Here is a 25,231-nt window from a genome sequence, read left to right on the forward strand (position 1 = left end):
GGCCGCGCGCCGCCGGACAGGACCTAGGCTGACCGTCATGCGCGCACACATCGACGAGATCGTCTTCGACTGCGCAGACCCGGGGACGCTGGCCCGGTTCTGGTCAACCCTCCTCGGCGGCAGTCCGGTGGAACGCGACCCCGACTGGTCGTACATCGACCCGCCGGGGTTCGCCCGGATCGCGTTCCAGCGCGTTCCCGAGGGCAAGACCGCCAAGAACCGGCTCCATCTCGACCTGGACGCGGGCGACATCGGGACGGCGACGGCAGAGGCGGTACGCCTCGGGGCGTCCCGGGTGGGCGGGATCGTCAGCCAGAAGGCCGGGGACTTCCAGGTCCTGCTGGACCCCGAGGGCAACGAGTTCTGCTTCGTCCAGCCGGCCCCGCCGGACGGCCAGGACTGAACTCCGGCCCCTCCCGGACGCGGTCTCGCGGGACATGCGCGTGATTCGGCCGCTGCCGCGTGGTCGGTGAGTGACGTGGAGTGAGATGGGTAACCACTCCGGCATGGATGATCTTCGGATTCGGGCCGCGTCGCCGGCCGACCTCGATGCCGTGCTCGCCTTCTGGAAGACCGCCGCGGAAGGCACGAGCATCAGTGACGACCGCGCCGGGGTCGAGCGGCTGGTGGATCATGATCCCGGCGCGCTGATCCTCGCGGAGTCGGACAGTGGGCTCACGGGCACGGTCATCGCGGGCTTCGACGGCTGGCGCTGCCACCTCTACCGGCTCGCGGTCCACCCCGACCACCGGCGCCAGGGCGTCGGCCGGGCACTGCTCGCCGCCGCCGAGGAGCGCTTCGTACGGCTGGGCGGGCGGCGCGCCGACGCCATGATCCTCAACCGCAACGAGCAGGCCCACCACGCCTGGCACGCGGCCGGGTACGCGCCGCAGCAGCAGTGGAGCCGCTGGGTGAGGCCGCTGGAGAGCTGAGGTCGCCCACACGGGGCGGCTTTGCCGGTCCTTTACTATAGGGGGATTATCAGCCTTCGACCGAAAGGTGTGAGAGTCCGCCCATGGGCGAACCTCCCAGTAGTGAGCACCGTGGTGTACGACATCGCGCGGTCCTTCTTCCCCTGACCGATCATGGGACGGAGGTGAACCGATGACCGAAGTGCTCCTGCTCGTCGTGGCGGTACTGCTCTCGTTCGCCTGCGGTGCCTTCGTCGCGGCGGAATTCTCCCTCACCACCGTGGAGCGCGGCAGTCTCGAACAGGCCGCCGAGCGTGGCGAGCGGGGCGCCGCGAGCGCCCTGAAGGCCGTACGCAGCCTCACCTACCAACTCTCCGGCGCACAGCTCGGCATCACGGTGACCAACCTGATCGTGGGAATGCTCTCCGAGCCGTCCATCTCGAAGCTGCTGCGCGGGCCGATCGAGGACATCGGCCTGTCCTCGTCCGTGGCGTCCTCCGTCGCCCTGGTGATCGGTACGGCGCTGTCGACCGTGGTCCTGATGGTCGTCGGTGAGCTGGTCCCGAAGAACTGGGCTATCTCCTCGCCGCTGGCCGTCGCGAAGGTGGTGGCCACCCCGCAGCGGTACTTCACCGCGGCTTTCCGGCCCTTCATCAGTCATCTCAACAACACCGCGAACCGCATCGTGCGCGCGTTCGGTCTGGAGCCGACCGAGGAGCTGGCCTCGGCCCGCAGCCCGCAGGAGCTGGTCGCGCTGGCCAGGCACTCCGCCAAGGAGGGTGCGCTGGAGGCGGACACCGCCGAGCTGTTCGTACGGACACTGAGTCTCTCGGCGCTGACGGCGGAGAACGTGATGACCCCCCGGGTGCAGGTGATGGCCCTCGACGCGCAGGCAACCGCCGAGGACGTCGCCAACGCGACCCGGGCCTCCGGTCTCTCCCGCTTCCCCGTCTACCGGGGCAGCCTGGACACCGTCGTCGGCATCGCGCACATCAAGGACGTGCTCGCGGTCCCGGCGGAGCGCAGGTCCAGGTATCCGGTGACCGGGCTGCTGCGCGAGCCGCTGCTCGTGCCGGAGACCCTGACGGTCGACAAGCTCCTCGACCGCCTCTCCGGGCGCTCCGCCGCCGAGGTCTCGACCATGGCCGTCGTGATCGACGAGTACGGCGGTACGGCCGGTGTCGTCACGCTGGAGGACATCGTCGAGGAGGTCGTCGGCGAGGTACGCGACGAACACGACCCGCACGAGACCCCCGACCTGGCCCCGATGGGCGAGGACGTGGACGGCCGCGCGCTCTGGTCGGCGGACGGCGCCGCGCGCACCGACCGGCTCCAGAGGATCGGACTGCGGATCCCTGACGGCCCGTACGAGACGCTGGCCGGGCTCGTCGCCGCCGAGCTGGGCCGTATCCCGGCCGAGGGCGACCGCCTCGACCTGGCCGGCTGGCAACTGGACGTGGTGGACGCCTCCGGCAGGCGCGCCGCGCGCCTGCTGCTGCACGCGCCGCGTACGAGCGACACGGACGACAACACGACGGAGGCCGGACGATGACCGCGATCCAGCTTCTCATCGCGCTGCTGACGCTGGTCGTCAACGCCTTCTTCGTGGCTTCCGAGTTCGCGCTGATCTCGGTGCGCCGCAGCCAGATCGAAACGCAGGCGGAGGAGGGTGACCGGCGGGCGCGCAGCGTCATCTGGGGCCTGGAGCACGTGTCGGCGCTGCTGGCCGCGGCGCAGCTGGGCATCACGCTCTGCACGCTGGTGCTCGGCATCGTCGCCGAGCCCGCCATCGTCCACCTGCTGGAGCCGTTGTTCGACGCCGTCGGGGTGTCGCACGGCCTCGTCCATCCGATCTCGTTCGTCATCTCGCTGGCCCTGGCGACGTATCTGCACATGCTGCTGGGCGAGATGGTGCCGAAGAACATCTCGCTGGCCGGGCCCGTCCGGGTCGCGCTGGCGCTCGGTCCGCCGCTGGTGGCCCTGGCCCGCGCGCTGCGGCCGGTGATCTTCACCGTCAACGCCTTCGCGAACGCGCTGCTGAAGCTGTTGCGGGTGGAGGCGAAGAGCGAGGTGGCGGCCACCTTCTCCGACGACGAGCTGGCCAGGCTCGTCACGGACGCGGGCCACGCGGGGCTGCTCGACGACCGGGCGACCGAGCGGCTGCACGACGCGCTGGAGCTGGGCCGCCGTCCGGTACGTGATGTGGTGATGCCGCTGGAGCGCGTGGTCTCCACGCAGCTCGGGATCACGCCGGAGGAGCTGGAGCGGCTTTCCGCGCAGTCCGGTTTCTCCCGCTTCCCGGTGGTGGACTCCTCGCGTCGCATCCTCGGTTACCTGCATGTGAAGGACGCGCTGGACGCGACACCGCGCGAGCTGCCGTTCCCGGTGTCGGGGATGCGCCCGATCGCGCGGGTACGGGACGCGACGCCGATGGACGACGTCCTGACGGCCATGCGCCGCAGCCGTACGCATCTGGCGGCGGTGCTGGACGAGGACGGCAAGCTGGAGGGTCTCGTCACCATGGAGGACGTGCTGCGCGAGCTGGTGGGGCGGCACGCGTAAACGCCTCTCGGACCGGTCGGCCCGGGGTCTCTCGGACGGGAGTCCGAGAGACCCCTACCGCACGGTACGATCGCTTCCGCCATGGAGATGAATGCTCGTTACACCAGTTTCGTCGCGGTCGGTGACTCCTTCACGGAGGGCATGTCCGACCTGCTGCCCGACGGCTCGTACCGCGGCTGGGCCGATCTGCTCGCCGCGCGTCTCGCCGCCCGTAACCCCGGTTTCCGGTACGCGAACCTCGCCGTACGCGGCAAGCTGATCGGCCAGATCCTCGAGGAGCAGGTGGACATCGCGGCGGCGATGTCGGCCGACGTCGTGACGCTGGTGGGCGGTCTCAACGACACCCTGCGGCCCACGGTCGACCTCGGCAGGGTGCGCGGGCTGCTCGAAGAGGCCGTGGAGAAGCTGGCCCCGTCCTGCGGGCAGCTGGTGCTGATGCGCAGCCCGGGCCGCGACGGACCCGTGATGGAACGTATCCGCCCGCGCATGGAGGAGCTTTTCACCTTCATCGACGAGCTGGCGGAACGGCACGGTGCCCTGGTCGTGGACCTGTACGGGACCCCGGCGCTCGGCGATCAGCGGATGTGGGACGTGGACCGGCTGCATCTGACCGCCGAGGGACACCGCCGGGTCGCCGAGGCCGTGTGGCAGGCGCTGGGCCACGAGGCGGAGGACGACTGGCGTACGGCGCTGCCGCCGGCCGCGCCCGTGCGGTGGATGCTGCGGCGGAGCAGCGATGTGCGCTTCGCGCGGCAGCACCTGGGGCCGTGGGTCATGAGGCGGCTGACCGGACGGTCGACGGGCGACGGCCGGATGCCGAAGAGGCCCGAGCTGCTGCCGTACGAACCGCCGGCGCCCAGGTAGGACCGTACGGGCTCCTGGAGACGGCGTGCGGCCCCTTGCGGCGAGCCGCAAAGAAGGGCGCGGCGCCGACCTGCGTGAATGCCCAGTAGAATCGGGCCACGTGACTGCCGTGTCTGCGAAGCCTCGCATCCCCAATGTCCTTGCCGGCCGCTACGCCTCGGCGCAGCTGGCTGTGCTGTGGTCCCCCGAGCAGAAGGTGAAGCTGGAGCGTCAGCTGTGGCTCGCCGTGCTGCGGGCGCAGCGGGACCTCGGGATCGAGGTCCCGGAAACCGCGATCGCCGACTACGAGCGCGTGCTCGACCAGGTGGACCTGGCGTCGATCGCCGAGCGTGAGAAGGTCACGCGGCACGACGTGAAGGCACGGATCGAGGAGTTCAACGCCCTCGCCGGCCACGAGCAGGTGCACAAGGGCATGACGTCCCGCGACCTGACGGAGAACGTCGAGCAGCTTCAGATCAGGCTCTCGCTGGAATTGATGCAGGCCCGTACGGTCGCGGTGCTGGCCCGGCTCGGAAAGCTCGCGGGCGAGTACGGCGAGCTGGTGATGGCGGGCCGCTCGCACAACGTCGCCGCGCAGGCGACCACCCTGGGCAAGCGGTTCGCGACGGCGGCCGACGAGCTGCTGGTGGCGTACGGACGGCTGGAGGACCTGCTGGGCCGCTACCCGCTGCGCGGGATCAAGGGCCCGGTCGGCACGGCGCAGGACATGCTCGACCTGCTGGGCGGGGACACCGCGAAGCTGGCGGACCTCGAGCAGCGGATCGCGGCCCATCTGGGCTTCGCGCACGCCTTCACCTCGGTCGGCCAGGTGTACCCGCGCTCGCTCGACTACGACGTGGTGACGGCGCTCGTCCAGCTCGCCGCGGCTCCGTCGTCGGTGGCGAAGACGATCCGGCTGATGGCCGGGCACGAACTGGTCACCGAGGGCTTCAAGCCCGGCCAGGTCGGCTCGTCCGCGATGCCGCACAAGATGAACACCCGCTCGTGCGAGCGCGTCAACGGCCTGATGGTTATCCTGCGCGGCTACGCGTCGATGACGGGCGAGCTGGCGGGCGACCAGTGGAACGAGGGCGACGTCTCGTGCTCGGTGGTACGCCGGGTGGCGCTGCCCGACGCGTTCTTCGCGTTCGACGGACTGCTGGAGACGTTCCTGACGGTGCTGGACGAGTTCGGCGCGTTCCCGGCTGTCGTGGCGCGTGAGCTGGACCGTTACCTGCCCTTCCTCGCGACGACGAAGGTGCTGATGGGCGCGGTACGCGCGGGAGTCGGCCGGGAGGCCGCCCACGAGGTCATCAAGGAGCACGCGGTGGCCTCGGCTCTGGCGATGCGCGAGCAGGGCGCGGAGCGCAACGAACTGCTCGACCGGCTCGCGGCCGACGAGCGGATGCCGCTGGACCGCGGCCAGTTGGACGCGCTGATGGCCGACAAGCTGTCCTTCACCGGTGCGGCGGGTGACCAGATCACGGCGGTGGTCTCCCGGATCGAGGAGATCCTGAAGCAGCACCCCGACGCCGCCGGATACACCCCGGGCTCCATTCTCTGAGATGCGTCCCGAGGAGCTTGAGGCCGCCCGCGACCGCGTCATTCCCGACGTGGTCGCGGACGGTCTGCGCGTACTGTTCTGCGGGATCAATCCGGGGCTGATGTCGGCGGCCACCGGCCACCACTTCGCACGCCCCGGCAACCGCTTCTGGCCGGTGCTCCACCTGTCGGGCTTCACGGCACGGCAGTTGAAGCCGGCCGAGCAGGACACACTGCTCGACTTCGGCCTGGGCATCACCAATGTCGCGGCACGGGCGACCGCGCGGGCCGACGAGTTGAGCCACGAGGAGTTCCGCGAGGGCGGCAGAATCCTCACCGCCAAGGTGGAGCTGCGCAAGCCCCGGTGGCTCGCGGTGGTCGGAGTGACCGCCTACCGCACGGCTTTCGGCGAGAAGAAGGCCCACATCGGCCCGCAGGAGCGGATGATCGGCGCCACGAGGATCTGGGCACTGCCCAACCCGAGCGGGCTCAACGCGCACTGGACGACGCAGACGATGGCCGAGGAGTTCGCCAGGCTGCGGACGGCGGCGGAAGCGGGCTGAGCCGGGTGCCGGATCCGTTCAGGGCGGGTCCGTCTCCGTGACCGCGGCGATCAGCCGTCGGGGCTGATCACCACTGCCGTCGGCCACCGCGAGTGCGAGCCAACGGCTCTCCGTCCGCCACAGGTGCACGGACTCATGGCCGGCGCTCAGCTCGTACCAGGGCCGCGGTATCGCCTCACCGCGGCCGGCGCGCTCCCGGATGCTCCAGAGGCTGATCCACTGCGGCTCGCCCAGACGCCGGGTGAGCAGATCGATCAGCGCGTCGTACTCCGCCGCGTGTTGCCCGTCGTCCGGCATGTGGGCTTCAGCGCGGGCGAGTTCGGCGAGGTGATAGCCGGGCCCGCTCGCGCCCGCGCGGTCGTCCACGCCGCACGGGCCGTGCTCCGGCGGGAAGTCCCGGGTGCGCAGCAGCTCGATGGTGGCGAGGTGCCGTGCGATGCTCATGCACCCAGTAAACCCCCTCCGGATGTCCGGCCGTCAGGCGTCACGGCGTCGGACGGCGAACCATCCGGCCGCCACCGCCACCGCCGCCCATCCCGCCGTCACGGCGAGACCGGTCCACGGGCCGAAGGGCGCGTCCGGGTGCTGGTGCAGGACGAGTTGTCCTGCCCGGTCGGGCAGGTACGCGGCGACTCCCGTGGCTTTGTCACCGAGGACGAAGGACACGATCAGGATGAACGGGACGAGGATGCTCAGCACGGCGACGCCACTGCGCAGTACGGCGGCCAGGCCGGACGCGAGCAGGGCCATGAGCGTGAGGTAGACAGCGCTGCCGAGCACGGCGCGCAGCGCGGCCGGGTCTCCCAGGCCGAGGGCGTAGCGCCCCAGGAACGTCTGTCCCGCGTAGAAGGTGGCACAGCCGGTGAGCAATCCGACGGCGAGCGTGCTCCCGCCCACCACGGCCGTCTTGGCCGCGTAGAAGGCGCCTCTGCGCGGCACCGCGGCCAGTGAGACGCGCAGGGCTCCGTTGTGGAATTCGGACGAGAAGGCGGTGGCGCCGAACGCGATGGCGGCGATCTGGCCGAAGTTGAGCCCGTAGAACGAGCCGTAGAGGGGATCGAAGCCGGCCGTACCGGCGTCGCTCGTGCCGAAGGCCGCGCCGGCGAGAGCCGTGATGCCTGCCGTGGCCGCCAGGACGGCGAGCAGCGACCCGGCTGTGGCACGCATCGATCGGATCTTGATCCACTCCGAGTGGAGGAGAGCGGTGGACGAGGACATCGTCAGACCTCCTTCGCCGTGAACTCGGCGTCGGCCGAGGTGAGATGCAGATAGGCCTGTTCCAGGGACCCCTGCTCGTCGGTGAGTTCGAGGACGGATATCCCCTCACGCGCGGCGAGCGCGCCGATGTCCTCGGCCCGTGCGCCGTCGACGGTCCAGAGCCCGCCCTCGCCCGGCACCGGCAGCAGTCCCGCGCGGTTCAGCGCGGCACGCAGCCGGTCGGAATCCGTACTGCGCACGCGGGCGCGGGGGTTGGCGCGGGATGCGATGAACTCCCGCATCGGCAGGTCGGCGAGGAGCCGCCCGCGGCCGAGCACGACGAGCTGGTCGGCGGTGGCCGCGATCTCGGTCATGAGATGGCTGGAGATCAGGACGGTCCTGCCCTCACGGGCGAGGCGCCGCGTCAACTCGCGTATCCAGAGCATTCCTTCGGCGTCGAGACCGTTGGCCGGTTCGTCCAGTATCAGTACGGGCGGATCACCGAGCAGGGCCGCCGCGATGCCGAGGCGCTGGCGCATACCGAGCGAGAAGGTCCTGATCCGGCGCCGGGCGACGGCGGCGATGCCGGTCTCCGCCAGCACCTCGTCCACGCGTGCGGCCCCGATGCGGTTGCTCACCGCGAGCGCGAGCAGGTGGTCGCGTGCCGTACGGGCGCCGTGCGCGGCCTGGGCGTCGAGCAGCGCGCCGACCTGGCGCAACGGCTCGTCGTACGTGGCGTACCGGCGCCCGCCGACGGTCGCGCCGCCGGAGGTGGGCCGGTCGAGGCCGAGGACGAGCCGCAGGGTGGTGGACTTGCCCGCGCCGTTCGGTCCGAGGAAGCCGGTGACCCGGCCCGGTTCCACCCGGAAGGTGAGACGGTCCACGGCGCGGGTCCGGCCGTACTCCTTGGTGAGTTCCCGTACTTCGATGCTGGTCATGCCTCAAGGCTGGCCGGGGCCACGGCCGCCGGCCTCCCCCGCCGGAGGGTTTCCTCTCCCCCGCGAGGGGGAGCCGGAGGGCCGGGTCCGCTGACACGATGGCGCCATGTCCCCACTGCTGCGCCCGCTGTTCAGGCCGGTCACGTATGTCCGCTGGCTGCATCTCTTCCTGCCGGTGGTGGTCTCCGGGCTGTGGATGTTCGTCGACCGGCGCAGTGTCTATGTGCCGCCGCTGATGCTGGTACCGGTGGGGCTGATTCCCTGGGTACGGCTGATGGAGGGCGTCCAGGCGCAGTTGATGCTGGTGCCCGACGAGCGGGGAAAGCCGGACGCCTCGATCGCAGCCGTCGAATCCGTGGGCTGGGCGGATCGCGCGCGTACGGTCCTGTGGCTGGAGATCCGGTTGCTGATCGGCTGGGTGACGGCCCTGCTCAGCGTCCGTATCCCGCTGCTGGCCTATGACTTCGTCGTCGCGGGCACCGGCGGGACGCCGGACGGCGACGCGGTCATACGGGTATCCGAACGGAACTGGGCATATCTCCTGCTCGTCCCGCCGACGCTGCTCCTCCTGCCGGTGACCGTGTACGCGCTGGGGAGGCTGATCACCGCGATCGCCCGGGGGCTGCTCGGACCGTCCCGGGCGCAGCGGCTGGCCGCTCTGGAGGAGCGCACCGAACAACTGCTGGAACGCACCCGCATCGCACGCGAGTTGCACGACTCGATCGGGCACGCGCTCACCGTCGCGGTGCTCCAGGCAGGCGCGGCGCGTGCCGCCGCCGATCCCGCGTTCACCGACCGCGCGCTCGCCGCGATCGAGGAGACGGGCAGGGCGGCGCTGGAGGATCTGGAACGGGTACTGCTCGTCCTGCGGGAGTCGGAGCGGCCCGTCTCGCAGCGGCCGACCCTTGCCGAGGCCGGTCGGCTGCTGGAGTCGGCGCGAGCGTCCGGGGCGCGGGTGGAGGCCGAGGTGTCGGGGCCACTGGACCAACTGCCGGGCCCGGTCTCCCGGGAGGGCTACCGCATTGTGCAGGAGGCGCTGACCAACGCGCTGCGGCACTCGGGCGCGGTACCTGTACGGGTCAGCATCGAGGTGACGGCGAGCGCTCTCGGTCTTGAGATCACCAATCCGCTCGAACGGGACGCAGTGGCGCCGTCGGCCGGCAACGGGCTGCGCGGCATCAGGGAGCGTGCGGCGCTGCTGGGCGGGGAGGCGCGGACCGGTCCGCACGAGGGCACTTGGCGGGTGCGTGCGAGGCTGCCGCTGGACAGCCGGTGAGCCGACCGGCCCGGCCGTGAACAGCCCTTGCGCACACCGGGCTTAGGCTGACCGGATGCCGGTCAATGTGTTGCTGGTCGACGACGAACCGCTCGTACGCGCGGGCCTGCGCGCCGTGTTGGAGGCGCAGCCGGATATCCGAGTGGTGGGTGAGGCCGCCGACGGAGCTGCCGTGGTCCCGCTCGTTCGTCAACTGGGCCCGGATGTGGTGGCGATGGACGTACGGATGCCACTGATGGACGGGATCGAGGCCACCAGGGCAGTGCTCCGTGGTGTGTCCGCGCCGCCGAAGATCCTGGTCGTCACGACCTTCGAGAACGATGAATACGTGTACGAGGCGCTGCGCGCGGGAGCCGACGGTTTCCTGCTCAAGCGCGCCAGGCCCGCCGAGATCGTGCACGCGGTCCGGCTGATCGCCGCCGGCGACTCCCTGCTCTTTCCGGCGGCGGTGCGCGCGCTGGCCGCCGCGTACGGCAACGCGACGGCCCGCAAGGGGCTGGAGGCCGCGCGGCTGACCGACCGGGAGGCCGACGTACTGCGGCTGATGGCGCGCGGTCTGACGAATGCGGAGATCGCGGTGAAGCTGGTGGTGGGCACGGAGACCGTGAAGTCCCATGTGAGCGCGGTTCTCGGCAAGTTGGGGGCGCGGGACCGGACGCAGGCGGTCATCGCGGCCTACGAGTCGGGCTTCGTCACCCCGGCCTGAGGCAAAGCCGCAGCAAGTCCGGGGACGGCCCCGCGATGCCGGGGCCGTCCCCTTGAGCGCGTGCAGCGCGTACGAGGGCGTGCAGCGCGTACGGACGCGCCTCGTACGCCCGGCGGTCAGCTCGCGGTGCGCCGCAGCCGTACGACCGGGATGTCGCGGTCCGTCTTGCGCTGGTAGTCCGCGTAGGGCGGGAAGATCTCCACCAGTCCCGGCCACAGCCGGGCCTTGTCCTCGGGCGGCACCGTCTCGGCGCGGGCCTTGAACCGCTCCGCACCGACCCGGAGTTCGACGTCGGGCTCCGCCACGAGGTTCAGGTACCAGAGCGGGTGCTCGTCCGCCCCGCCCTTGGACGCGACGATCAGGTAGTCGTCACCGTCCTGCCCGTAGATGAGGACCGTACGCCGCCACGCTCCGGTGCGCCTGCCCCGGTAGTCCAGCAGCAGGCAGGGCGCGCCGTCCTGCATGGTCGTTCCCTCCGTCCCGTTGGACTCCTCGTAGATCTTCGCCTGATCGGCGACCCAGTCGGTGGGGCTGATCACGATCTCTTCGTCCTGCGGCATCGTCTCTCCTCCGGCGTGTTCGGCGGTCGAACCAGCTCTCAGACTAAGGCTGTCCCCCAGACCCCTCTGTACTCACCCGCGCTGCTCTCGCACGCTGCGTAACCAGCGAGTAGCATCGCCGGACACCTGTACGAGCTGGGAGGACAAACCGTGGGGCGGCTGACCGGCGGAGACCCATCCCTGTTGAGGCGGATCAATTCGGCGGTGGTGCTGCACTCCTTGCGGGGCGCCGGTGCGCTGACGCTCACCGATCTGACCCGGGTGACGGGTCTGTCCCGGCCCACGGTCGAGGGCGTGATCGAAGGGCTGATGGAGACAGGCCTCGTCGTCGAGTGCGCGCCCGAGGAGGGCGAGACCCGTAAACAGGGCCGCCCGGCCCGCCGGTTCAGGTTCTGTGCCGAGGCGGGGCATCTGCTGGGCATCGAGATCGGGCCGCACCGGGTGGCCGCGCTGCTCGCGGGTCTCGACGGCCGGATCATCGGCTCCGGTTCCCGGGACGTCTCGGAGACGGCCGACGCGGACGCGCGGCTGGAGCGGGTCAGGCTAGCGGTCACGGACGTGCTGCGGCGCTCGGGAGTGGCGCGCAGCTCACTGCGCGCGGTGGGGGTCGGCAGCCCGGGCATCGTGGAGACCGACGGGACGGTACGGCTCGGCACGGCGCTGCCGCAGTGGACGGGGCTCCCGCTCGGTGAGCGGCTGCGGCGTTCGTTCCGCTGCCCGGTACTGGTGGAGAACGACGCCAACGCGGCGGCCCTGGCCGAGCAGTGGAAGGGCGCGGCCACCGAATCCGACGACATCGTCTTCGTACTCGCCGGACTCAGCCCGGGCGCGGGCGCGTTGATCGGCGGGCGCCTGCACCGCGGTTTCGGGGGCGCGGCGGGCGAAATCGGCGCGCTGCACCTGCTGGGCCGCGAGGTCACTCCGGAGCGGCTGCTCTCGACGACGGACGAGCCGCTGCACCCGCTGGACGAGCAGGCGGTGGCCAAGGTCTTCGCCGAGGCCAAGCAGGGTGATGTGCGCGCGCAGGAGGCCGTCGAGCGGTTCATCCAGCGGCTGGTGCACGACGTGGCGGCGCTGGTGCTCGCGCTGGACCCGGAGTTGGTGGTGATCGGCGGCTGGGCGGCCGGCCTCGACGGCGTACTGGACCCGCTGCGCGACGAACTGTCCCGCTACTGCCTGCGGCCACCCCGCGTAACGCTCTCGCTGCTCGGCGAGGCGGCGGTGGCCACGGGCGCGCTGCGGCTGGCGCTCGACCATGTCGAGGAGGAACTGTTCGCGGTGCAGGGAACGGTGACGGCCCGCCGCTGAGCGGACGACGGGCCGGACGGGACGGGGCGTCCGGTCACCGCCGTCGATCTCCGTGGAGAGAACGCCTAGTACCCGTCGAAGGACGACGGGATGCGCTTGACCCCCGCGCCGGTCTGGAGGTCCGTGCCGCCCAGCACCGTGTTCGTCGCGAGCAGCGCGCTCTTCTCCGAAGCCAGCCGGTTCAGCAAGGCCTTGACCTGATCGCTCCACGTCGCGTGGGCCGTCTTGAGCCCGCTGGACGTCACCCAGCCGTCACCGTCCTTGGCTCCGAACGCCTTCACCGCCGTGCTCGTCGACTCGTCGGCCACAACGCCGCCCTTGCGGATGTCCGGCTCGATGTGCTCATCGATGGACTTCGCCGCCTTTCTCTTCGCTTCGGGGGAGGAGGCCAGATACGGCGGTGGTGGGAAGCCGTTGCCACCGGCTCCGGGGTCCGTCAGAAACGGGTTCGGCTGTCCCTGTGTCCCGCTCGCGCCGGTGTCGCTCATCGTGTGTTGTCTCCCCGTGCGGTCGTCGTGTTACTCGCAGTGCAGTGCCTCGCGTGCGGCTCCGCTGAACGCCTTCGCCAGTCCGGCGGCGTCCGGCCGGCCTGTCCTGGCGAGTTCCGCCTCATCCGCGTACCCCCAGTCGTAAGCGAGGACGGTTGGCCGGCCGCCACAGTTCACCCGGTCGAACTTCCGGCTCTTGAGGATGTCCACGAGCGCGGCATCATTGACGACCGCCAGACGGTCGAACGGCCCTTCCTTGTCACCCTCGAAGGAGAGGTCGCAGTACAGACCGTCCTTGAGAGATCCGGATGTCCGCTCCAACACCCGCTGTCCCTTGGGTCCCGTCATCTTCGCGAGGCGGAACCCCGGGATACCGCATACCTTGTCGAAGTCTGTCGTCCTGGGGCCGGACGTGGAAAGGAAGCGGGTGGGTTCCTCACCGACGCCTGCGGCGGCGCATCCCTTCGGCCCCGAGATGATGGCTCTGGCGGCCGACGCCAGCAGCGGGCCGATGCCGGCGGCTTCCCCTTCGCTGCCGAAACCGTAAGCCCTCAACACCGGCTGCGGATGCTGTGGCGCGTAACCGAAGACAACCTCTGTGCAGGACTCCGGAAGCAGTGCCCAGCCTCCGTAGTTGTCGAACGCGCCGGGGATGCCCCCGGTCATCACATGCCGGACGGCTGAGATCTCCCAGACACCGCTGTAGAACGGGAAGGTGGTGTCCTCCGTCTCCGTGCTCAGTTCGAGGTGCTTGTCGGCACTGCCCGGCAGCCAGTTCGCCTTGTGGATCACGCATGTCGTGTCGGAGCCGTCCCGAGCAGTGACACGCCCAGGACCGCCACCCATCGCGTCGGCCGCCTCGACCGGCGTGACCCAGCCGTGGCAGATCCGGTCCGGTGTGAGGACGTTGGTGTTGAAGTAGGTGAACGTGCCGGCGAGCAGGACGACCGCCCCCGCGACGGAGGCGATCCACGCCGTGCGCCGGGAGCGCCCGGGCGGACGGGAGGTGTCCGGAACCACGTCAGTACGGCTCATGCGCTGTCACTCCCACCCCAGTCGGACCGCAGCGTCGCCCCGTGACACCGAATAAGACGGCGAAGGAAGTACGACGCTCCCAGGTTCCGGCCGCACAACGGCGGCCGTGCGCATCGTACTTGGTCCATATCCACCGGATGTGAGCCGGTGACGGAGCCAGGGTGTGCCGACGCCGGGTCCTCTCGCCACCCCGTACCCCGGCCACCGGCCAGTCACCTGACCGACCGGAGAGACTGGTCAGGACGCCTGGCGCTCCTGCGGGTTTTCGCCGATCTCCAGGTCGCCGGAGGCGCCGAAGGTGAGGCGGCAGGTGTCGGCGCGGTACGTGGCCACCGAGACGGCCGCCGTGCGGCCCCCGGCGACGTAACGCGTCGTGACCACGAGGACAGGCGCGCCCGGGAGCCGGTCCAGTTCCCTGGCGTCGTCGGCGCCCGCCGAGCCCAGCTCCACCGCGCGGTCCTGGCCGTCGAGGCCCAGATGCTGCAGCTCACGCAGCACACCGCGGGCGCGGGCCGGCCCCGAAGGCGCGTCTATGGCCGACAGTTCGGGTACCGAGGAGGCGGGAACGTACAGCCGCTCGGCCGCCACGGACTGGCCGTGGCTGATCCGGATGCGCCGGACCGTGTGGACCTCTTCGCCCACCTCTGTCTCCAGCAGCGTCGCGACCTCCGCGGGCACGCCGGTCAGGTCGCAGTCGACGGGCCGCCAGGCGTCCTGAGCCGCGCCGGGCCACTCTCCCCGCGTCGTGGAGACGTCCACACCCACGCGTGGCGGGGCGACGGTGGTGCCGACACCGCGGCGGCGCTGGAGCCTGCCTTCCAGCTCCAGCTGTTCGAGCGCCTGGCGGAGCGTGGCGCGCGCGACACCGAACCGAGCGGCGAGATCACGCTCGTTGGGCAGGATCTCCCCCACCGCGAAATCGGCGTCGAGCGCTTCGCGGAGGACGGTCTTGAGGTGCCAGTACTTGGGCTCCGGCACCGTTTCGAGCTGCGTGGTCCCCACTGATCCTCCGCAATGCCGTGGCCGGCTGTTTTCCGCGCCCTTGTTTATTAAAGGTTCCTGCACTAACTAACGACGATAGGACGACACATCTGGTTGGTCAAGACCAATGCCCAGGAGGCGTCATGGAAGCGAGCACGCCAAATCGAAAATCGCCAAAGACGACTCAAAACGCAACAGATCCATGCTTAACCCATCAGTCACAAACCGTTCGTGACCGCGCAACACCACTGAGTCAGAGTGAGGGCATGACCGATGCAGCTTCCGTGAAGAGTGCCCGCCGCCCACACCACTGGCGACGCGATCTTGTCGAGCTCGCCGCCCTCTTCACCGCGGTGGCGGTGGCAGAGGCAATCGCGAACATGATCGCGCACGTACCTGACGGTCCGTTCCTGCTGGTCGCCTCGGCGGCCGCGCTGATCGCCACGGCCACGTTCCACACGTGGTGGGCGCGCCGCCACAGCCACGCACCACCGGCGGCGCCGACACCCGCACCCGCTCCCGGACCGGCGCCGGGACCCGCGGCAGGCACCGGAGCAGCGCCTGCGGCCACCACCCTGTGGCGGATGCGGACCACCGTGCGGGACGAGCCGGGCAGCCTGGCCGCGCTGTGCGCCGCGTTCGCCGCGCACCGGGTGGACATCCTCACGCTCCAGACCCACCCGCTGGCCGTGGGCACGGTCGACGAATTCCTGCTGCGCTCCCCCGCCGCGCTCCAGGCCAGGGACCTCACCCGCGAGATCGCCGCCGCCGGTGGCCGTGGCACCTGGATCGAGCGGGCCGACGCCCACGACCTGGTGGACACCCCGACCCGGGTCCTCGGCCTGGCCACCCGCACCGCGCTGGACGCGGCGGAACTGCCGCTCGCGCTCCGCCAGTTGCTCGGCCGCTGCACCATCCACTCCCGGCCCGCCGCATCGGTCACCGACCGTCCGGCCGGGGAGGGCGCCCCCGTGGAAGGCGTACTGGAGGACACCTCCATGCGGCTGCGTGACCCGAACGGCGGCACGATCACCGTCGACCGGCCCTATCTCCCCTTCACCCCAACCGAATTCGCCCGCGCTCGCGCGCTGGTCGAACTCGACGCGCGCCTCGGGCCCCGGATCCCTCGTGGCCAGGATGTGTTCACCCTCGCCAAGGGCCAGGACATCACCGTCCGGCGCGCCGATCAGTCCGACCTCGACGCCGCCCGCGCCATGCACGAGCGCTGCTCGGAACGCACACTCGGCCTGCGCTACCACGGCCCGGTGGGCGACGCCGACCGCTACCTCGACCATCTGCTCAGCCCGCGCTTCGGCCGTACCCTCGCGGTCCAGAGCGCGTCGGGCCGCGTCGTAGCCCTCGGCCACCTCCTCTGGGACGGCGACGAGACGGAGGTCGCGCTGCTGGTCGAAGACGCCTGGCAGGGGCGCGGTATCGGCTCCGAGCTGCTGAGCAGGCTGACGGCGCTGGCAGCGGAGGCGGGCTGCGCCCAGGTGTACGCCGTGACCCAGTCGTCCAACACGGGCATGGTCGCGGCCATGCGCGGGCTCGGTCTGCCACTCGACTACCAGATCGAGGAAGGCACGCTGGTCGTCACGGCCCGGCTGGACCCGTCGGCCGCGCGACCGGTCCCGCCCCGCGAGCCGGGCCTCTTCCCGTCGGAACGGACCGGCAACTGACGGGCACTCAGGCCGGTCCCGGGTGCGCGGGCCCGTCGGCGGCCCGGGCCCGGCCGGATCTGTGCACCGGCCGCCGGAATGCGCCGTTCGTCAGCCATTCCGGCGGCCGGACAACTCCTTGAAGGGTGACGGGACCCGCTCTCCTCGGCGAAGATGTCCGCATGTCAGACACAGCCGGCAGCGCGCTGCCCCGCCAGGTCGCCGACACGTACGTCGACGCACTCATCGAACTCGATCCGATCACCGGCACCTATCTGGGCGTCGCGCAGAGCAACCGCCATCTCCCCGACTTCTCCCCGGCCGGACAGCGGGCTCTCGCCGATCTCGCGCGCGAGACCCTTGCCAGGCTCGACGAGGCCGAAAAGCTGCCCGGCGCCGACACCGACGCCGAGCGGCGCTGCGGACGGCTGCTGCGTGAGCGGCTCACGGCGGAACTCGCCGTACATGATGCGGACGAGGGGCTGCGCGGCGTCAGCAACATCCACTCGCCCGCGCACAGCATCCGCGAGGTCTTCACCGTCACGCCGGCCGAGACGGACGAGGACTGGGCGGTGGTCGCCGAACGGCTGCGGGCCGTGCCCACCGCGCTGGAAGGCTTCCGGGCCTCCCTGGCCCTGGGCCTGGAACGCGGCCTGCCGGCAGGACCTCGTCCTACCGCGACCTTCGTCGGCCAGCTGACGGACTGGGCGGGCGAGGAGCGGGGCTGGTTCGAGGACTTCGCCGCGGCGGGTCCCGAGTCACTGCGTACCGAACTGGACACGGCGGGCCGCTCCGCCACCGAGGCCGTCGCCGCGCTGCGCGACTGGATGCGGGACGTGTACGCGCCCGCCGTCAAGGACGCTCCCGACACCGTGGGCCGCGAGCGTTACGCCCGCTGGTCGCGCTACTTCAACGGCACGGACCTCGACCTCGAAGAGGCGTACGCCTACGGCTGGTCCGAGTACCACCGGCTGCGCGCCGAGATGACGAGCGAGGCCGGGAAGATCCTGCCGGGCGCGACCCCCTGGGAGGCGCTGGCCCATCTCGATGTGCACGGCAAGCACATCGAAGGGGTGGACGAAGTCCAGAAGTGGCTGCAGAGCCTGATGGACGAGGCGATCGAGGCGCTGGACGGCACCCACTTCGAACTCGCCGAGCGGGTACGGAAGGTGGAGTCCAGGATCGCCCCGCCCGGTGGCGCGGCCGCCCCGTATTACACCGGTCCTTCCGAGGACTTCTCGCGCCCCGGCCGCACCTGGCTGCCGACCATGGGCGAGACCCGCTTCCCGGTCTACGACCTGGTGTCGACCTGGTACCACGAGGGTGTGCCGGGGCACCACCTGCAGCTGGCGCAGTGGGCGCACGTGGCCGACCAGCTGTCCCGCTACCAGGCCTCGGTCGGCCTGGTCAGCGCCAATGTGGAGGGCTGGGCCCTGTACGCGGAACGGCTCATGGACGAGCTGGGTTTCCTGCCGGATCCGGAGCGCAGGCTCGGTTACCTGGACGCGCAGATGATGCGGGCCTGCCGGGTGATCATGGACATCGGCATGCACCTGGAGCTGGAGATCCCGGCGGACTCGCCGTTCCACCCGGGCGAACGCTGGACGCCTGCCCTGGCGCAGGAATTCTTCGGCAGCCACAGCGGCCGTCCGGCCGACTTCGTGGAGAGCGAGCTGACCCGCTACCTGTCGATGCCGGGCCAGGCGATCGGCTACAAGCTCGGTGAGCGGGCGTGGCTGCTCGGCCGGGAGAACGCCAAGAAGCGTCACGGCGACGCGTTCGACGCGAAGGCGTGGCACATGGCGGCGCTTTCGCAGGGCTCACTGGGCCTTGACGACCTGGTGGACGAGCTGTCGACGCTCTGACGATCGGACTCCGGCCATCGCGCCGGGACGATCAGGCGCTGACCGTCCCGGCAGGAACAGCCGTCGGCGACGCGGCCGGCATACAGCCGGCCGCGTCGCTTCAGAGGGCGAGCGCCACGCGGGTCAGTGGTGCCTGGAACCGGCGGCGGAGGAGAGCGCCGCTCCGACCGACAGCACGGCCGCGAAGCCGATCATCGTGGTTTCCATGCTGAGGTGCTTGATGATGATGCTGAAGACGATGGGGAACAGTCCCATACCGAGGTAGCCGACCACGAAGTACACGGCCAGCACTCCGGCCCGCGACGCGGGCGCCGCGACCGACACCGCCTTGACCACGCCGCCCTTGAAGAGGATGCCGGCGCCGGCACCCGCGACGGAGACCGCGAGCAGGAAGATCCACAGGGTGGGCTCGTACAGCGAGAGCGCGACCAGTCCCAGGCCGATCGGGAAGACGGTCGCTCCGACGGCCAGCAGCCTGCCGGCGGAGAGCTTGCCCAGCGCCAGCTGCGCGACGGTGGCGGACGCGTACATCATGGCCGACGCGATACCCGCGATGAAGAGCGAGCTGATCTCGAGCTTGCTGTGCAGCATCAGCGGGCCGAGCGAGCCGACCAGGCCGAAGAGCGCGAAGGAGAAGAAGCCCAGCGCCAGGGCCGAGATGAAGGCAGGCCGCCCGCCGGACCGCAGGGCGAACCTGGCCGGCCGCGTGGCGGAGCTCTTTATCCGGTCGACCGTTTCCGGCGTGGAGAGCGACAGCACGAGCGCGATGGTCATGGCGATCGCGAAGCCGAGCTGGGTGGTGGTGAGCGGGTTCGGGACCCACTGGGCGATCACGCCGGAGATGAGCGGGCCGAGGGCGAGGCCGCCCAGGTTCGCGCTGGTCGCGACGATTCCGGGAACAGCCGACTTCGGGCGGTCGGGATGTGCCTGGTGGTAGAGGTCATGCAGGTAGGTGGTCGCGGTCGAGGCCATCAGACCGATGCCGACACCGTTCAGGAACCGCCCGACCAGCAGGCCGGGCAGCGCGGTCCAGAACGTGAGGACCAGAGCCGCGGCTATCGCGACAGCGAGCGCGGGCACCACGATCCGGCGCCGCCCGTAGCGGTCGGACAGGTGTCCCAGCCCGAGGAAGCCCAGGGCGGTGCCGATGACGATCACGGCGAACGCGACGGTGACCGTGGTGGCGCCGAATCCGTCCCGCGCCTCGTAGAGCGGCCACAGGGGGGTGGGTGCGGTACCGAACGCGATGAGAGCGGCGAAGGAGACCGCTGCGAACCAGAATCCGAGGCCGTGCGACGCCTGCGGTACGCCACGCGGCCGGCGGTGGCCGACGTGGTCGTTCCGACCAGGCGCCGGCAGACCGGTGTCGGGCGACTTAAGGGAAGACGGGGCAGACATGTACTTGACTCCTCAACAACTGGGTTCGATGCCCAGACTGGCCCCCACCGGACGTTCACGTCCAACGAATCTTCTTGCTGCTATCCATCACTATTTGTGATGATGGCCTGATGAACCTGCACAACCTCGAATATTTCGTCGCCGTGGCCGAGGAGCTGAACTTCACCCGGGCCGCGCAGCGGCTGCACGTCGTCCAGTCCGGCGTGTCAGCGGCGATCCGCGCCCTGGAGAAAGAGCTGGGCGTGGCGTTGTTCGAGCGTTCGTCGCAGCGCGTGAGCCTGACCCCCGCGGGCGAGGCGCTCCTGCCGCAGGCGCACGCCACGCTGGAGGCCGCGCAGGCGGCGCGGGACGCGGTACTCGAAACCCACGGGCAGCTGCGCGGCACCCTGCGCATCGGCTCCATGACGTCGATCAGCCTCCTCGACGTGCCCGCGCTGCTGGGCCGCTACCACGCGGAGCACCCGCAGGTCGCGCTGCGGCTGCGGGTGTCCCCCTCCGGCTCGGCGGGCCTGGCCCAGAGCGTCATCGCGGGGGACCTCGACGTGGCCTTCGTATCACTGGGCGACCGCGTACCGGCCGGCCTGACCACGCGGGATCTGGTGGCGGTCCGCATGGTGCTGGTCACTCCGCGGGACCACCGGCTCGCCGGGCAGGACGACGTCACCCTGCCCGAGCTGGCCGACGAGCAGTTCATCGACTCCCCCGTGGGCTACGGCAACCGCGATCTGGTCGACCGGGCCTTCGCCGCGGCCGGCCTGACCCGCCGGGTCTCGCTGGAGGCCCCGGACATCGGCACCACGACGGCTTACGTACGACACGGACTCGGCGTCGCCTTCCTGCCCGAATTCGTCGTGGGCGAGGACACCGAGGACCTGCGGATCCTGGAGGTCAGCGACCATTCCCTGATCTGGCCGATGTCCATCGCCGTCTCCTCCCAGCGCCGCAGAAGCGCCACGCTGCGGGCCATGCTGGATCTGATCGACCAGTACCTGTTCACACAGCCGCGAATCCAGTGAGCCGCGGGTCCGTCTCGCCCGGCGTGTCATTCGCTCAGCCCGGCTGACCGGTTCCGCGCTGCCTGACGCTGGAGCCGTCGCGGTCCTTGACGATCTCCAGTTGGGTGGGGATCCGGCGGCGCAGGTCGGCGACGTGGCTGACGATGCCGACGCTGCGGTCCCGTTCGCGCAGCGAGTCGAGGACGTCGAGGACCTCGTCCAGCGTCTGGTCGTCCAGGCTGCCGAACCCCTCGTCGATGAACAGCGTGTCGAGGCGTACGCCGCCGGCCTCATCGGTGACGACTCCGGCGAGGCCGAGCGCGAGGGCGAGGGAGGCGAAGAAGGTCTCGCCGCCCGAGAGGGTGGCCGTGTCGCGCGCGCTGCCCGTCCAGGCGTCCACGACCTGGAGCCCGAGCCCGGACCTGCGCGTTCCGCCGGTTCTGGCGTCGGAGTGGACCAGCGCGTACCGGCCGGAGGACATGCGCTGGAGCTGTACGGTAGCGGCGGCCGCGACCTGTTCCAGGCGCGCGGCCAGGACGTACGACTCCAGGCGCATCCGGCGTTCGTTGTCGCTGGAGGTGCCGGCCGTGAGACCGGCGAGGCGCGCCACTCGGTCGTACTCCTCCCGGGTCGGTCCGAGCCCGCGGACCTCTTCCCCGGCCAGCCGGGAGAGTCTGGCCAGTTCGGAGCGGCGCTGCTGGGCGGTCGCGTATACGGATGAGGCGTCCCGCAGGGCGAGTTCGGCCGCGTCATGGGCGGCCCGCGCCGCGTCGGCCCGGGCCGGGGGATGCGCGCCGGCGTCCTTCGTCTCCGGTTCCGCGAGCCGGTCGGCGACCTTCGCGGCCTCGGTCTGCCAGTCGTCCAGAAGGTGCTGCAGCGCACGCCGGTCCGCTTCACCGAGCAGTGCGGCGGCCGCGGCGCGCGGGGTGTCGAAGCCCGCGCGGAACGCGGCGTCGGCGAGTGTGCCGTCGGCCTCCTTGAGGCGCTCCGCCGCTGTCTCCACCGCGCGCACCGCCTCGGCGGCCTCGGCGAGCCACCTGGCCCGGTCCTCCAGTTGGGCCGCGCGCTCGGCGGCAGTGACCGAAGCGCCGAGGACCCGGACCAACTCCGCCTGAAGGGAGGCCTGCTCGCTCTCCAGCGCTTCGCGGCGCGAGGTACGGGCGGCGACCCGGCGCTCGGCCTCGCGCTGTGCTGCCAGCCGGCCTTCGTGCTCCCGCTCGGCGCGTGCGAGCGCTTCACGGGCCGCGTGGCCTCCAGCGGCCAGCCCATGGGCCTCGGCATGCTCCCGTTCCAACCGCTGGGTGAGCGCGGTCAATTCGGCGATGTCGGCTTCGCCCGCCCGGGCGGCGACGGCCGCGTACTCCTCCCGTACGGAGGCGTGCGCCCGATCGGCTTCGTCGCGCGCCTCACCGGCGAGACGGTACGCCGTGAGCGCGGCGTCCTCGGCGGCGGCGTCCACCTGGCTGTCCGCCGTCCGGGCGGGCGCGGGATGGTCCGCGGAGCCGCAGACCACGCAGGGTTCGCCGTCGAGGAGCCCGGCGGCGAGTTCGGCCGCCATGCCCTTCAGCCGTCGTTCGCGCAGGGTCAGCCAGGTCTCGTGGGCGGTGTTGGCCTGTTCCCTGGTGGTGTGCAGCCGCTCCTCGGCGGCCATGGCGGCCGTGTGGAGGGAGTCGCGCAGACGGGCCGCTTCGAGGCGCTGCCTGGCGGGGTCCAGCTGTCCCGCGAGCTGTTCGGCGCGGGTCGCACCCTCCTGGGCGGCATCGATGCGCTCCCGCAACGCACCGCGCCTGCCGTCCCAGTCGGTGAGCCAGCCGTCCGCGTCCCGGACGATGTCCTCGTCGGCCCGTGCCTCCCTCTCCAGCGCGGCGCGCTCCGCGCTGATCGCCGTGCTGCGCCGCTCCGCGCCGCGGGCCGCGTCGAGGGCGCCGAGCTGTTCGCGCATGGTCCTTTCCAGCGCGGCGAGTTGTTCCGTACCGGCGTCGGCGATCTCGGCGGGGAGCAGGTCGCGCGCCCGGTTGTGGCCGGCGATCGCCGTGCGGTGCGCGCGCTCCGCGTCGTCGCGCAGGCGGAGCGCCGGTGCGACACGCTCCGCCTTCAGCGCGCGCTCCAACCGGGCCCGGGCCACATCGCGTTCGGGCCGCCGGACTTCGAGTGCTTCCTCGCGGAGCCGGGTATCGGCGAACCGCTCCTGAAGTCTGGCCAGTTCACGCGCGGAGTCCAGCGCGAGGCGGGCCTCGGCCTGCCGTCTCTCGGCGGCGGCGAGCGCCGATCCGGCGATGTCCGCGCGCTCGAAGGCTTCCGAGCGGGTCAGCGCCGCCCACTCCAGGACAGCGGGCGCGAGTCCCGGGTCGCCCGGCTGATGCCCGGGCAGCGCCGACGCGGACGAGCCGCCGGCCTCGGCGCGGTCACCGGTCGAGGCGCGTCTTCGCGTCGCCGAACGGCCGCCCTTCGACGGGTCGTTGTCCATACCGGAACGCTCGCCGGCCGCCTGGGCGATGCGCTGCGCGATGGCGAGCAGACGCTCGTCCCCGGCGCGCACCCGCTGCTCCGCCGTGCGGCGCAGCTCGGCGAGCCGGTCCTCGACGGCGGCGAACCTGCTGGTGTCGAAGAGCCTGCCGAGCAGCTTGCCGCGTGCCTCGGCGTCGGCGCGCAGGAAGCGCGCGAAGTCCCCCTGCGGCAACAGCACGACCTGGCAGAACTGTTCGCGGCTCATCCCCAGGAGCTGCCCGATCTCCTCGCCGATCTCCTGGTGGGAACGGCTCAGCGCCCGCCACTCGGCGCGCTCCGCGTCGTACTCCCGCAGCCAGCTCTGCGCCTTCTCTGTCGTGAACCCCGCGCCCCGCCGCTTGGGGCGTGCCTGCGCGGGCCGCCGGGTGATCTCCAACCGCCTTTCTCCCACGGTCAGTTCCAGCACGATCTCGGTGTACGTACCGGGCGCCGCGTGATCGCTGCGCAGGGTGGTTCCCGGGCTCTGGCGGGCGCCGGGGACCGCGCCGTACAGCGCGTAACAGACCGCGTCGAGCACCGAGGTCTTGCCCGCGCCGGTGGGACCGTGCAGCAGGAAGATCCCGGCGGTGGAGAGCGCGTCGAAGTCGACTTCCTGGGTGGCGGCGAAGGGACCGAAGGCGGTGATGCTCAGCCGGTGCAGTCTCACGGGGTCACCTCGCGGACGGTCGCGTCGATCCGTACGTCGTCGAACGCGCCGCGCAGCACGGTGCGTTCACGCGCGTCGGGTCCGGATCCGCCTCGTACGTGCGCCACGAAGTCCTCGGCGATCTGCTGGTCGGTGCGGCCCTTGAGGCGCTGTGCGTAGCCGGCGAGCGGGTCCTCGCCGGTCCGTTCCGGATCGAAGACGAGGCTGAGCGTGTGCGGAAAACGTCCGGCGAGCCGGGCCATGGGATCGGCGGGGCGCACGGGGTCGGTGAGCGTCGCCTCGACCCAGGACTCCTCGTGGCGGGCGAGCACGGGATCGTCCAGGAGGACGTCGAGCCGGCCGCGGATCCTGGCCAGCGCGCGCGGCACCGGGCAGTCAATGCGCTCGGCGGCCTCGATCTCGCCGCCCGGGCCCAGGTCCACCAGCCACATGGTCTTGCGGTGGGCGGTCTCGGAGAAGGAGTAGGCGAGTGGCGAACCGGCGTAGCGTACGCGCTCGTTGAGGGCTTGGGAGCCGTGCAGATGACCGAGGGCGACGTAGTCGACGCCGTCGAAGACACCCGCGGGGACGGCGGCCACACCGCCGACGGTGATGTCCCGCTCGCTGTCGCTGGGGTCGCCGCCCGCGACGAAGGCGTGCGCGAGGACGACGGAGCGCGTGCCGGGGGCACGGTGCGCGAGGTCGGCGCGTACGCGCTCCATCGCGGCACCGAGCACCGCTTCGTGGCCGGTCTTCTGTGTTTTGAACTCGTCCCGGACCAGGGCGGGTTCGAGGTAGGGCAGTCCGTAGAAGGCCACCTCGCCGTGGGAGTCGGCGAGCAGGACGGGGGTGGCGCACCCGGCCGGGTCCGTCCGCAGGTGGATTCCGGCGCGCTCGATCAGACCGGCGCCGACACCGAGCCTGCGGGCCGAGTCGTGGTTCCCGGAGATCATCACGGTGGGTACGCCGGCTCCCGCGAGACGGTGCAGCGCGGTGTCGAACAGCTCCACGGCGGTGAGCGGCGGCACCGCCCGGTCGTAGACATCACCGGCGACCAGGACCACGTCGACCTCACGGGAGCGTGCGGTCTCCACCAGGTGGTCGAGGAAGGCGGCCTGGGCGTCGAGCAGGCTCACCCGGTGGAACGACCGTCCAAGATGCCAGTCCGATGTATGCAGAATCCTCATGTGCCGGCCCCGCTCCGCATATCTGTCTTCCTCCACCTCCCGGAACCGGCATCGGACGGATGCGGGACTCCGCGGTCAGAACCCA

Annotated in this window: 23 protein-coding genes; 13 read left to right on the forward strand and 10 right to left on the reverse strand. The window is 71.2% G+C overall.

All coding sequences use genetic code 11. The features are described 5' to 3' along the window. Positions 1-37 precede the first annotated feature (37 nt). From ACIP6N_RS25105 to mug, 7 genes are all read left to right on the forward strand, one after another. Positions 38-403, forward strand: a complete 366-nt coding sequence (locus ACIP6N_RS25105) for a VOC family protein (protein ID WP_401819039.1) — start codon at positions 38-40, stop codon at positions 401-403. A 103-nt stretch (positions 404-506) separates the two neighbouring features. Next, positions 507-932, forward strand: coding sequence for a GNAT family N-acetyltransferase (locus tag ACIP6N_RS25110; protein WP_401819042.1), 426 nt, complete (start codon positions 507-509; stop codon positions 930-932). Positions 933-1,104: 172 nt separating this feature from the next. Next, positions 1,105-2,463, forward strand: coding sequence for a hemolysin family protein (locus ACIP6N_RS25115; RefSeq protein ID WP_401819043.1), 1,359 nt, complete (start codon positions 1,105-1,107; stop codon positions 2,461-2,463). After that, positions 2,460-3,473, forward strand: a complete 1,014-nt coding sequence (locus ACIP6N_RS25120; RefSeq protein WP_401819045.1) for a hemolysin family protein — start codon at positions 2,460-2,462, stop codon at positions 3,471-3,473. The genes ACIP6N_RS25115 and ACIP6N_RS25120 overlap by 4 nt, the downstream gene beginning before the upstream one ends. An 81-nt stretch (positions 3,474-3,554) precedes the next feature. Further along, positions 3,555-4,337: an SGNH/GDSL hydrolase family protein gene (locus ACIP6N_RS25125; protein ID WP_401819047.1), complete on the forward strand. Its 783-nt coding sequence runs from the start codon at positions 3,555-3,557 to the stop codon at positions 4,335-4,337. A gap of 100 nt (positions 4,338-4,437) precedes the next feature. Beyond that, entirely contained in the window at positions 4,438-5,880 is a 1,443-nt protein-coding gene (gene purB, locus ACIP6N_RS25130) for an adenylosuccinate lyase (RefSeq protein WP_401819049.1), read from the forward strand. Between the two features lies 1 nt (position 5,881). Further along, complete coding sequence (gene mug / locus ACIP6N_RS25135) at positions 5,882-6,421, forward strand: G/U mismatch-specific DNA glycosylase (RefSeq protein WP_401819051.1); 540 nt, start codon at positions 5,882-5,884, stop codon at positions 6,419-6,421. A gap of 18 nt (positions 6,422-6,439) precedes the next feature. Here mug and ACIP6N_RS25140 read toward each other — a convergent pair whose 3' ends face one another. From ACIP6N_RS25140 to ACIP6N_RS25150, 3 genes are read right to left on the reverse strand one after another with little or no spacing between them, the layout of a single operon-like run. Next, positions 6,440-6,865, reverse strand: a complete 426-nt coding sequence (locus ACIP6N_RS25140) for a hypothetical protein (RefSeq protein WP_401819054.1) — start codon at positions 6,863-6,865, stop codon at positions 6,440-6,442. Positions 6,866-6,898: 33 nt separating this feature from the next. Further along, complete coding sequence (locus tag ACIP6N_RS25145; RefSeq protein ID WP_401819057.1) at positions 6,899-7,639, reverse strand: ABC transporter permease; 741 nt, start codon at positions 7,637-7,639, stop codon at positions 6,899-6,901. Positions 7,640-7,641: 2 nt separating this feature from the next. Beyond that, positions 7,642-8,556 (reverse strand): ATP-binding cassette domain-containing protein, encoded by a 915-nt coding sequence (locus ACIP6N_RS25150; RefSeq protein WP_401819059.1) that lies wholly within the window; start codon positions 8,554-8,556, stop codon positions 7,642-7,644. Between the two features lie 106 nt (positions 8,557-8,662). Between ACIP6N_RS25150 and ACIP6N_RS25155 the strand changes: the two genes are divergently transcribed. Next, on the forward strand, positions 8,663-9,832 hold the full coding sequence (locus tag ACIP6N_RS25155) for a sensor histidine kinase (protein ID WP_401819060.1): 1,170 nt from the start codon (positions 8,663-8,665) through the stop codon (positions 9,830-9,832). Between the two features lie 55 nt (positions 9,833-9,887). After that, complete coding sequence (locus ACIP6N_RS25160; protein ID WP_401819061.1) at positions 9,888-10,538, forward strand: response regulator; 651 nt, start codon at positions 9,888-9,890, stop codon at positions 10,536-10,538. A 116-nt stretch (positions 10,539-10,654) separates the two neighbouring features. Here ACIP6N_RS25160 and ACIP6N_RS25165 read toward each other — a convergent pair whose 3' ends face one another. Continuing rightward, positions 10,655-11,098 (reverse strand): nitroreductase family deazaflavin-dependent oxidoreductase, encoded by a 444-nt coding sequence (locus tag ACIP6N_RS25165; RefSeq protein ID WP_401819063.1) that lies wholly within the window; start codon positions 11,096-11,098, stop codon positions 10,655-10,657. Positions 11,099-11,248: 150 nt separating this feature from the next. On the opposite strand from ACIP6N_RS25165, the gene ACIP6N_RS25170 reads away from it, so the two are divergent. Then, positions 11,249-12,406: an ROK family transcriptional regulator gene (locus ACIP6N_RS25170; RefSeq protein ID WP_401819065.1), complete on the forward strand. Its 1,158-nt coding sequence runs from the start codon at positions 11,249-11,251 to the stop codon at positions 12,404-12,406. 65 nt (positions 12,407-12,471) lie between these two features. On the opposite strand, the gene ACIP6N_RS25175 is transcribed toward ACIP6N_RS25170, so the two are convergent. The 3 genes from ACIP6N_RS25175 to ACIP6N_RS25185 all read right to left on the reverse strand — a co-directional run bounded on the left by ACIP6N_RS25175 (position 12,472) and on the right by ACIP6N_RS25185 (position 14,931). Then, a complete protein-coding gene (locus ACIP6N_RS25175; protein ID WP_401819067.1) occupies positions 12,472-12,894 on the reverse strand; it encodes a hypothetical protein in 423 nt (140 codons plus the stop codon). Between the two features lie 30 nt (positions 12,895-12,924). After that, complete coding sequence (locus ACIP6N_RS25180) at positions 12,925-13,929, reverse strand: hypothetical protein (protein WP_401819068.1); 1,005 nt, start codon at positions 13,927-13,929, stop codon at positions 12,925-12,927. Between the two features lie 237 nt (positions 13,930-14,166). Continuing rightward, the gene (locus tag ACIP6N_RS25185) at positions 14,167-14,931 is read right to left on the reverse strand and encodes a GntR family transcriptional regulator (RefSeq protein ID WP_401819070.1); all 765 of its coding nucleotides are present in this window, start codon (positions 14,929-14,931) and stop codon (positions 14,167-14,169) included. Positions 14,932-15,176: 245 nt separating this feature from the next. Here ACIP6N_RS25185 and ACIP6N_RS25190 point away from each other — a divergent pair, with 245 nt between their 5' ends. Both ACIP6N_RS25190 and ACIP6N_RS25195 read left to right on the forward strand, forming a co-directional pair. Continuing rightward, positions 15,177-16,589, forward strand: coding sequence for a GNAT family N-acetyltransferase (locus ACIP6N_RS25190; RefSeq protein ID WP_401819071.1), 1,413 nt, complete (start codon positions 15,177-15,179; stop codon positions 16,587-16,589). A 161-nt stretch (positions 16,590-16,750) separates the two neighbouring features. After that, positions 16,751-18,433 (forward strand): DUF885 domain-containing protein, encoded by a 1,683-nt coding sequence (locus ACIP6N_RS25195; protein ID WP_401819072.1) that lies wholly within the window; start codon positions 16,751-16,753, stop codon positions 18,431-18,433. Positions 18,434-18,556: 123 nt separating this feature from the next. Here the strand turns inward: ACIP6N_RS25195 and ACIP6N_RS25200 are convergent, their stop codons facing one another. Next, the gene (locus ACIP6N_RS25200) at positions 18,557-19,831 is read right to left on the reverse strand and encodes an MFS transporter (RefSeq protein WP_401819075.1); all 1,275 of its coding nucleotides are present in this window, start codon (positions 19,829-19,831) and stop codon (positions 18,557-18,559) included. Between the two features lie 110 nt (positions 19,832-19,941). Between ACIP6N_RS25200 and ACIP6N_RS25205 the strand changes: the two genes are divergently transcribed. Next, positions 19,942-20,847, forward strand: a complete 906-nt coding sequence (locus ACIP6N_RS25205; protein WP_401819077.1) for a LysR family transcriptional regulator — start codon at positions 19,942-19,944, stop codon at positions 20,845-20,847. A 34-nt stretch (positions 20,848-20,881) separates the two neighbouring features. Here the strand turns inward: ACIP6N_RS25205 and ACIP6N_RS25210 are convergent, their stop codons facing one another. Together ACIP6N_RS25210 and ACIP6N_RS25215 are read right to left on the reverse strand one after the other, a co-directional pair. Continuing rightward, positions 20,882-23,980, reverse strand: coding sequence for an AAA family ATPase (locus tag ACIP6N_RS25210; protein WP_401819079.1), 3,099 nt, complete (start codon positions 23,978-23,980; stop codon positions 20,882-20,884). Next, entirely contained in the window at positions 23,977-25,146 is a 1,170-nt protein-coding gene (locus ACIP6N_RS25215; protein WP_401819080.1) for an exonuclease SbcCD subunit D, read from the reverse strand. Before ACIP6N_RS25215 ends, ACIP6N_RS25210 begins: the two co-directional genes overlap by 4 nt. Between the last annotated feature and the right edge of the window lie 85 nt (positions 25,147-25,231).

This window comes from Streptomyces sp. NPDC088725 (assembly GCF_044751305.1).
Classification (GTDB): domain Bacteria; phylum Actinomycetota; class Actinomycetes; order Streptomycetales; family Streptomycetaceae; genus Streptomyces.

Excerpts from the sequence above, each read along its gene's own strand:
- ACIP6N_RS25105 (WP_401819039.1), top strand. The coding sequence starts at position 38 with ATGCGCGCACACATCGACGAGATCGTCTTCGACTGCGCAGACCCGGGG.
- ACIP6N_RS25110 (WP_401819042.1), top strand. The coding sequence starts at position 507 with ATGGATGATCTTCGGATTCGGGCCGCGTCGCCGGCCGACCTCGATGCC.
- ACIP6N_RS25115 (WP_401819043.1), top strand. The coding sequence starts at position 1,105 with ATGACCGAAGTGCTCCTGCTCGTCGTGGCGGTACTGCTCTCGTTCGCC.
- ACIP6N_RS25120 (WP_401819045.1), top strand. The coding sequence starts at position 2,460 with ATGACCGCGATCCAGCTTCTCATCGCGCTGCTGACGCTGGTCGTCAAC.
- ACIP6N_RS25125 (WP_401819047.1), top strand. The coding sequence starts at position 3,555 with ATGGAGATGAATGCTCGTTACACCAGTTTCGTCGCGGTCGGTGACTCC.
- mug (WP_401819051.1), top strand. The coding sequence starts at position 5,882 with ATGCGTCCCGAGGAGCTTGAGGCCGCCCGCGACCGCGTCATTCCCGAC.
- ACIP6N_RS25140 (WP_401819054.1), bottom strand. The coding sequence starts at position 6,865 with ATGAGCATCGCACGGCACCTCGCCACCATCGAGCTGCTGCGCACCCGG.
- ACIP6N_RS25145 (WP_401819057.1), bottom strand. The coding sequence starts at position 7,639 with ATGTCCTCGTCCACCGCTCTCCTCCACTCGGAGTGGATCAAGATCCGA.
- ACIP6N_RS25150 (WP_401819059.1), bottom strand. The coding sequence starts at position 8,556 with ATGACCAGCATCGAAGTACGGGAACTCACCAAGGAGTACGGCCGGACC.
- ACIP6N_RS25155 (WP_401819060.1), top strand. The coding sequence starts at position 8,663 with ATGTCCCCACTGCTGCGCCCGCTGTTCAGGCCGGTCACGTATGTCCGC.
- ACIP6N_RS25160 (WP_401819061.1), top strand. The coding sequence starts at position 9,888 with ATGCCGGTCAATGTGTTGCTGGTCGACGACGAACCGCTCGTACGCGCG.
- ACIP6N_RS25165 (WP_401819063.1), bottom strand. The coding sequence starts at position 11,098 with ATGCCGCAGGACGAAGAGATCGTGATCAGCCCCACCGACTGGGTCGCC.
- ACIP6N_RS25175 (WP_401819067.1), bottom strand. The coding sequence starts at position 12,894 with ATGAGCGACACCGGCGCGAGCGGGACACAGGGACAGCCGAACCCGTTT.
- ACIP6N_RS25180 (WP_401819068.1), bottom strand. The coding sequence starts at position 13,929 with ATGAGCCGTACTGACGTGGTTCCGGACACCTCCCGTCCGCCCGGGCGC.
- ACIP6N_RS25190 (WP_401819071.1), top strand. The coding sequence starts at position 15,177 with ATGACCGATGCAGCTTCCGTGAAGAGTGCCCGCCGCCCACACCACTGG.
- ACIP6N_RS25195 (WP_401819072.1), top strand. The coding sequence starts at position 16,751 with ATGTCAGACACAGCCGGCAGCGCGCTGCCCCGCCAGGTCGCCGACACG.
- ACIP6N_RS25200 (WP_401819075.1), bottom strand. The coding sequence starts at position 19,831 with ATGTCTGCCCCGTCTTCCCTTAAGTCGCCCGACACCGGTCTGCCGGCG.
- ACIP6N_RS25205 (WP_401819077.1), top strand. The coding sequence starts at position 19,942 with ATGAACCTGCACAACCTCGAATATTTCGTCGCCGTGGCCGAGGAGCTG.
- ACIP6N_RS25215 (WP_401819080.1), bottom strand. The coding sequence starts at position 25,146 with ATGAGGATTCTGCATACATCGGACTGGCATCTTGGACGGTCGTTCCAC.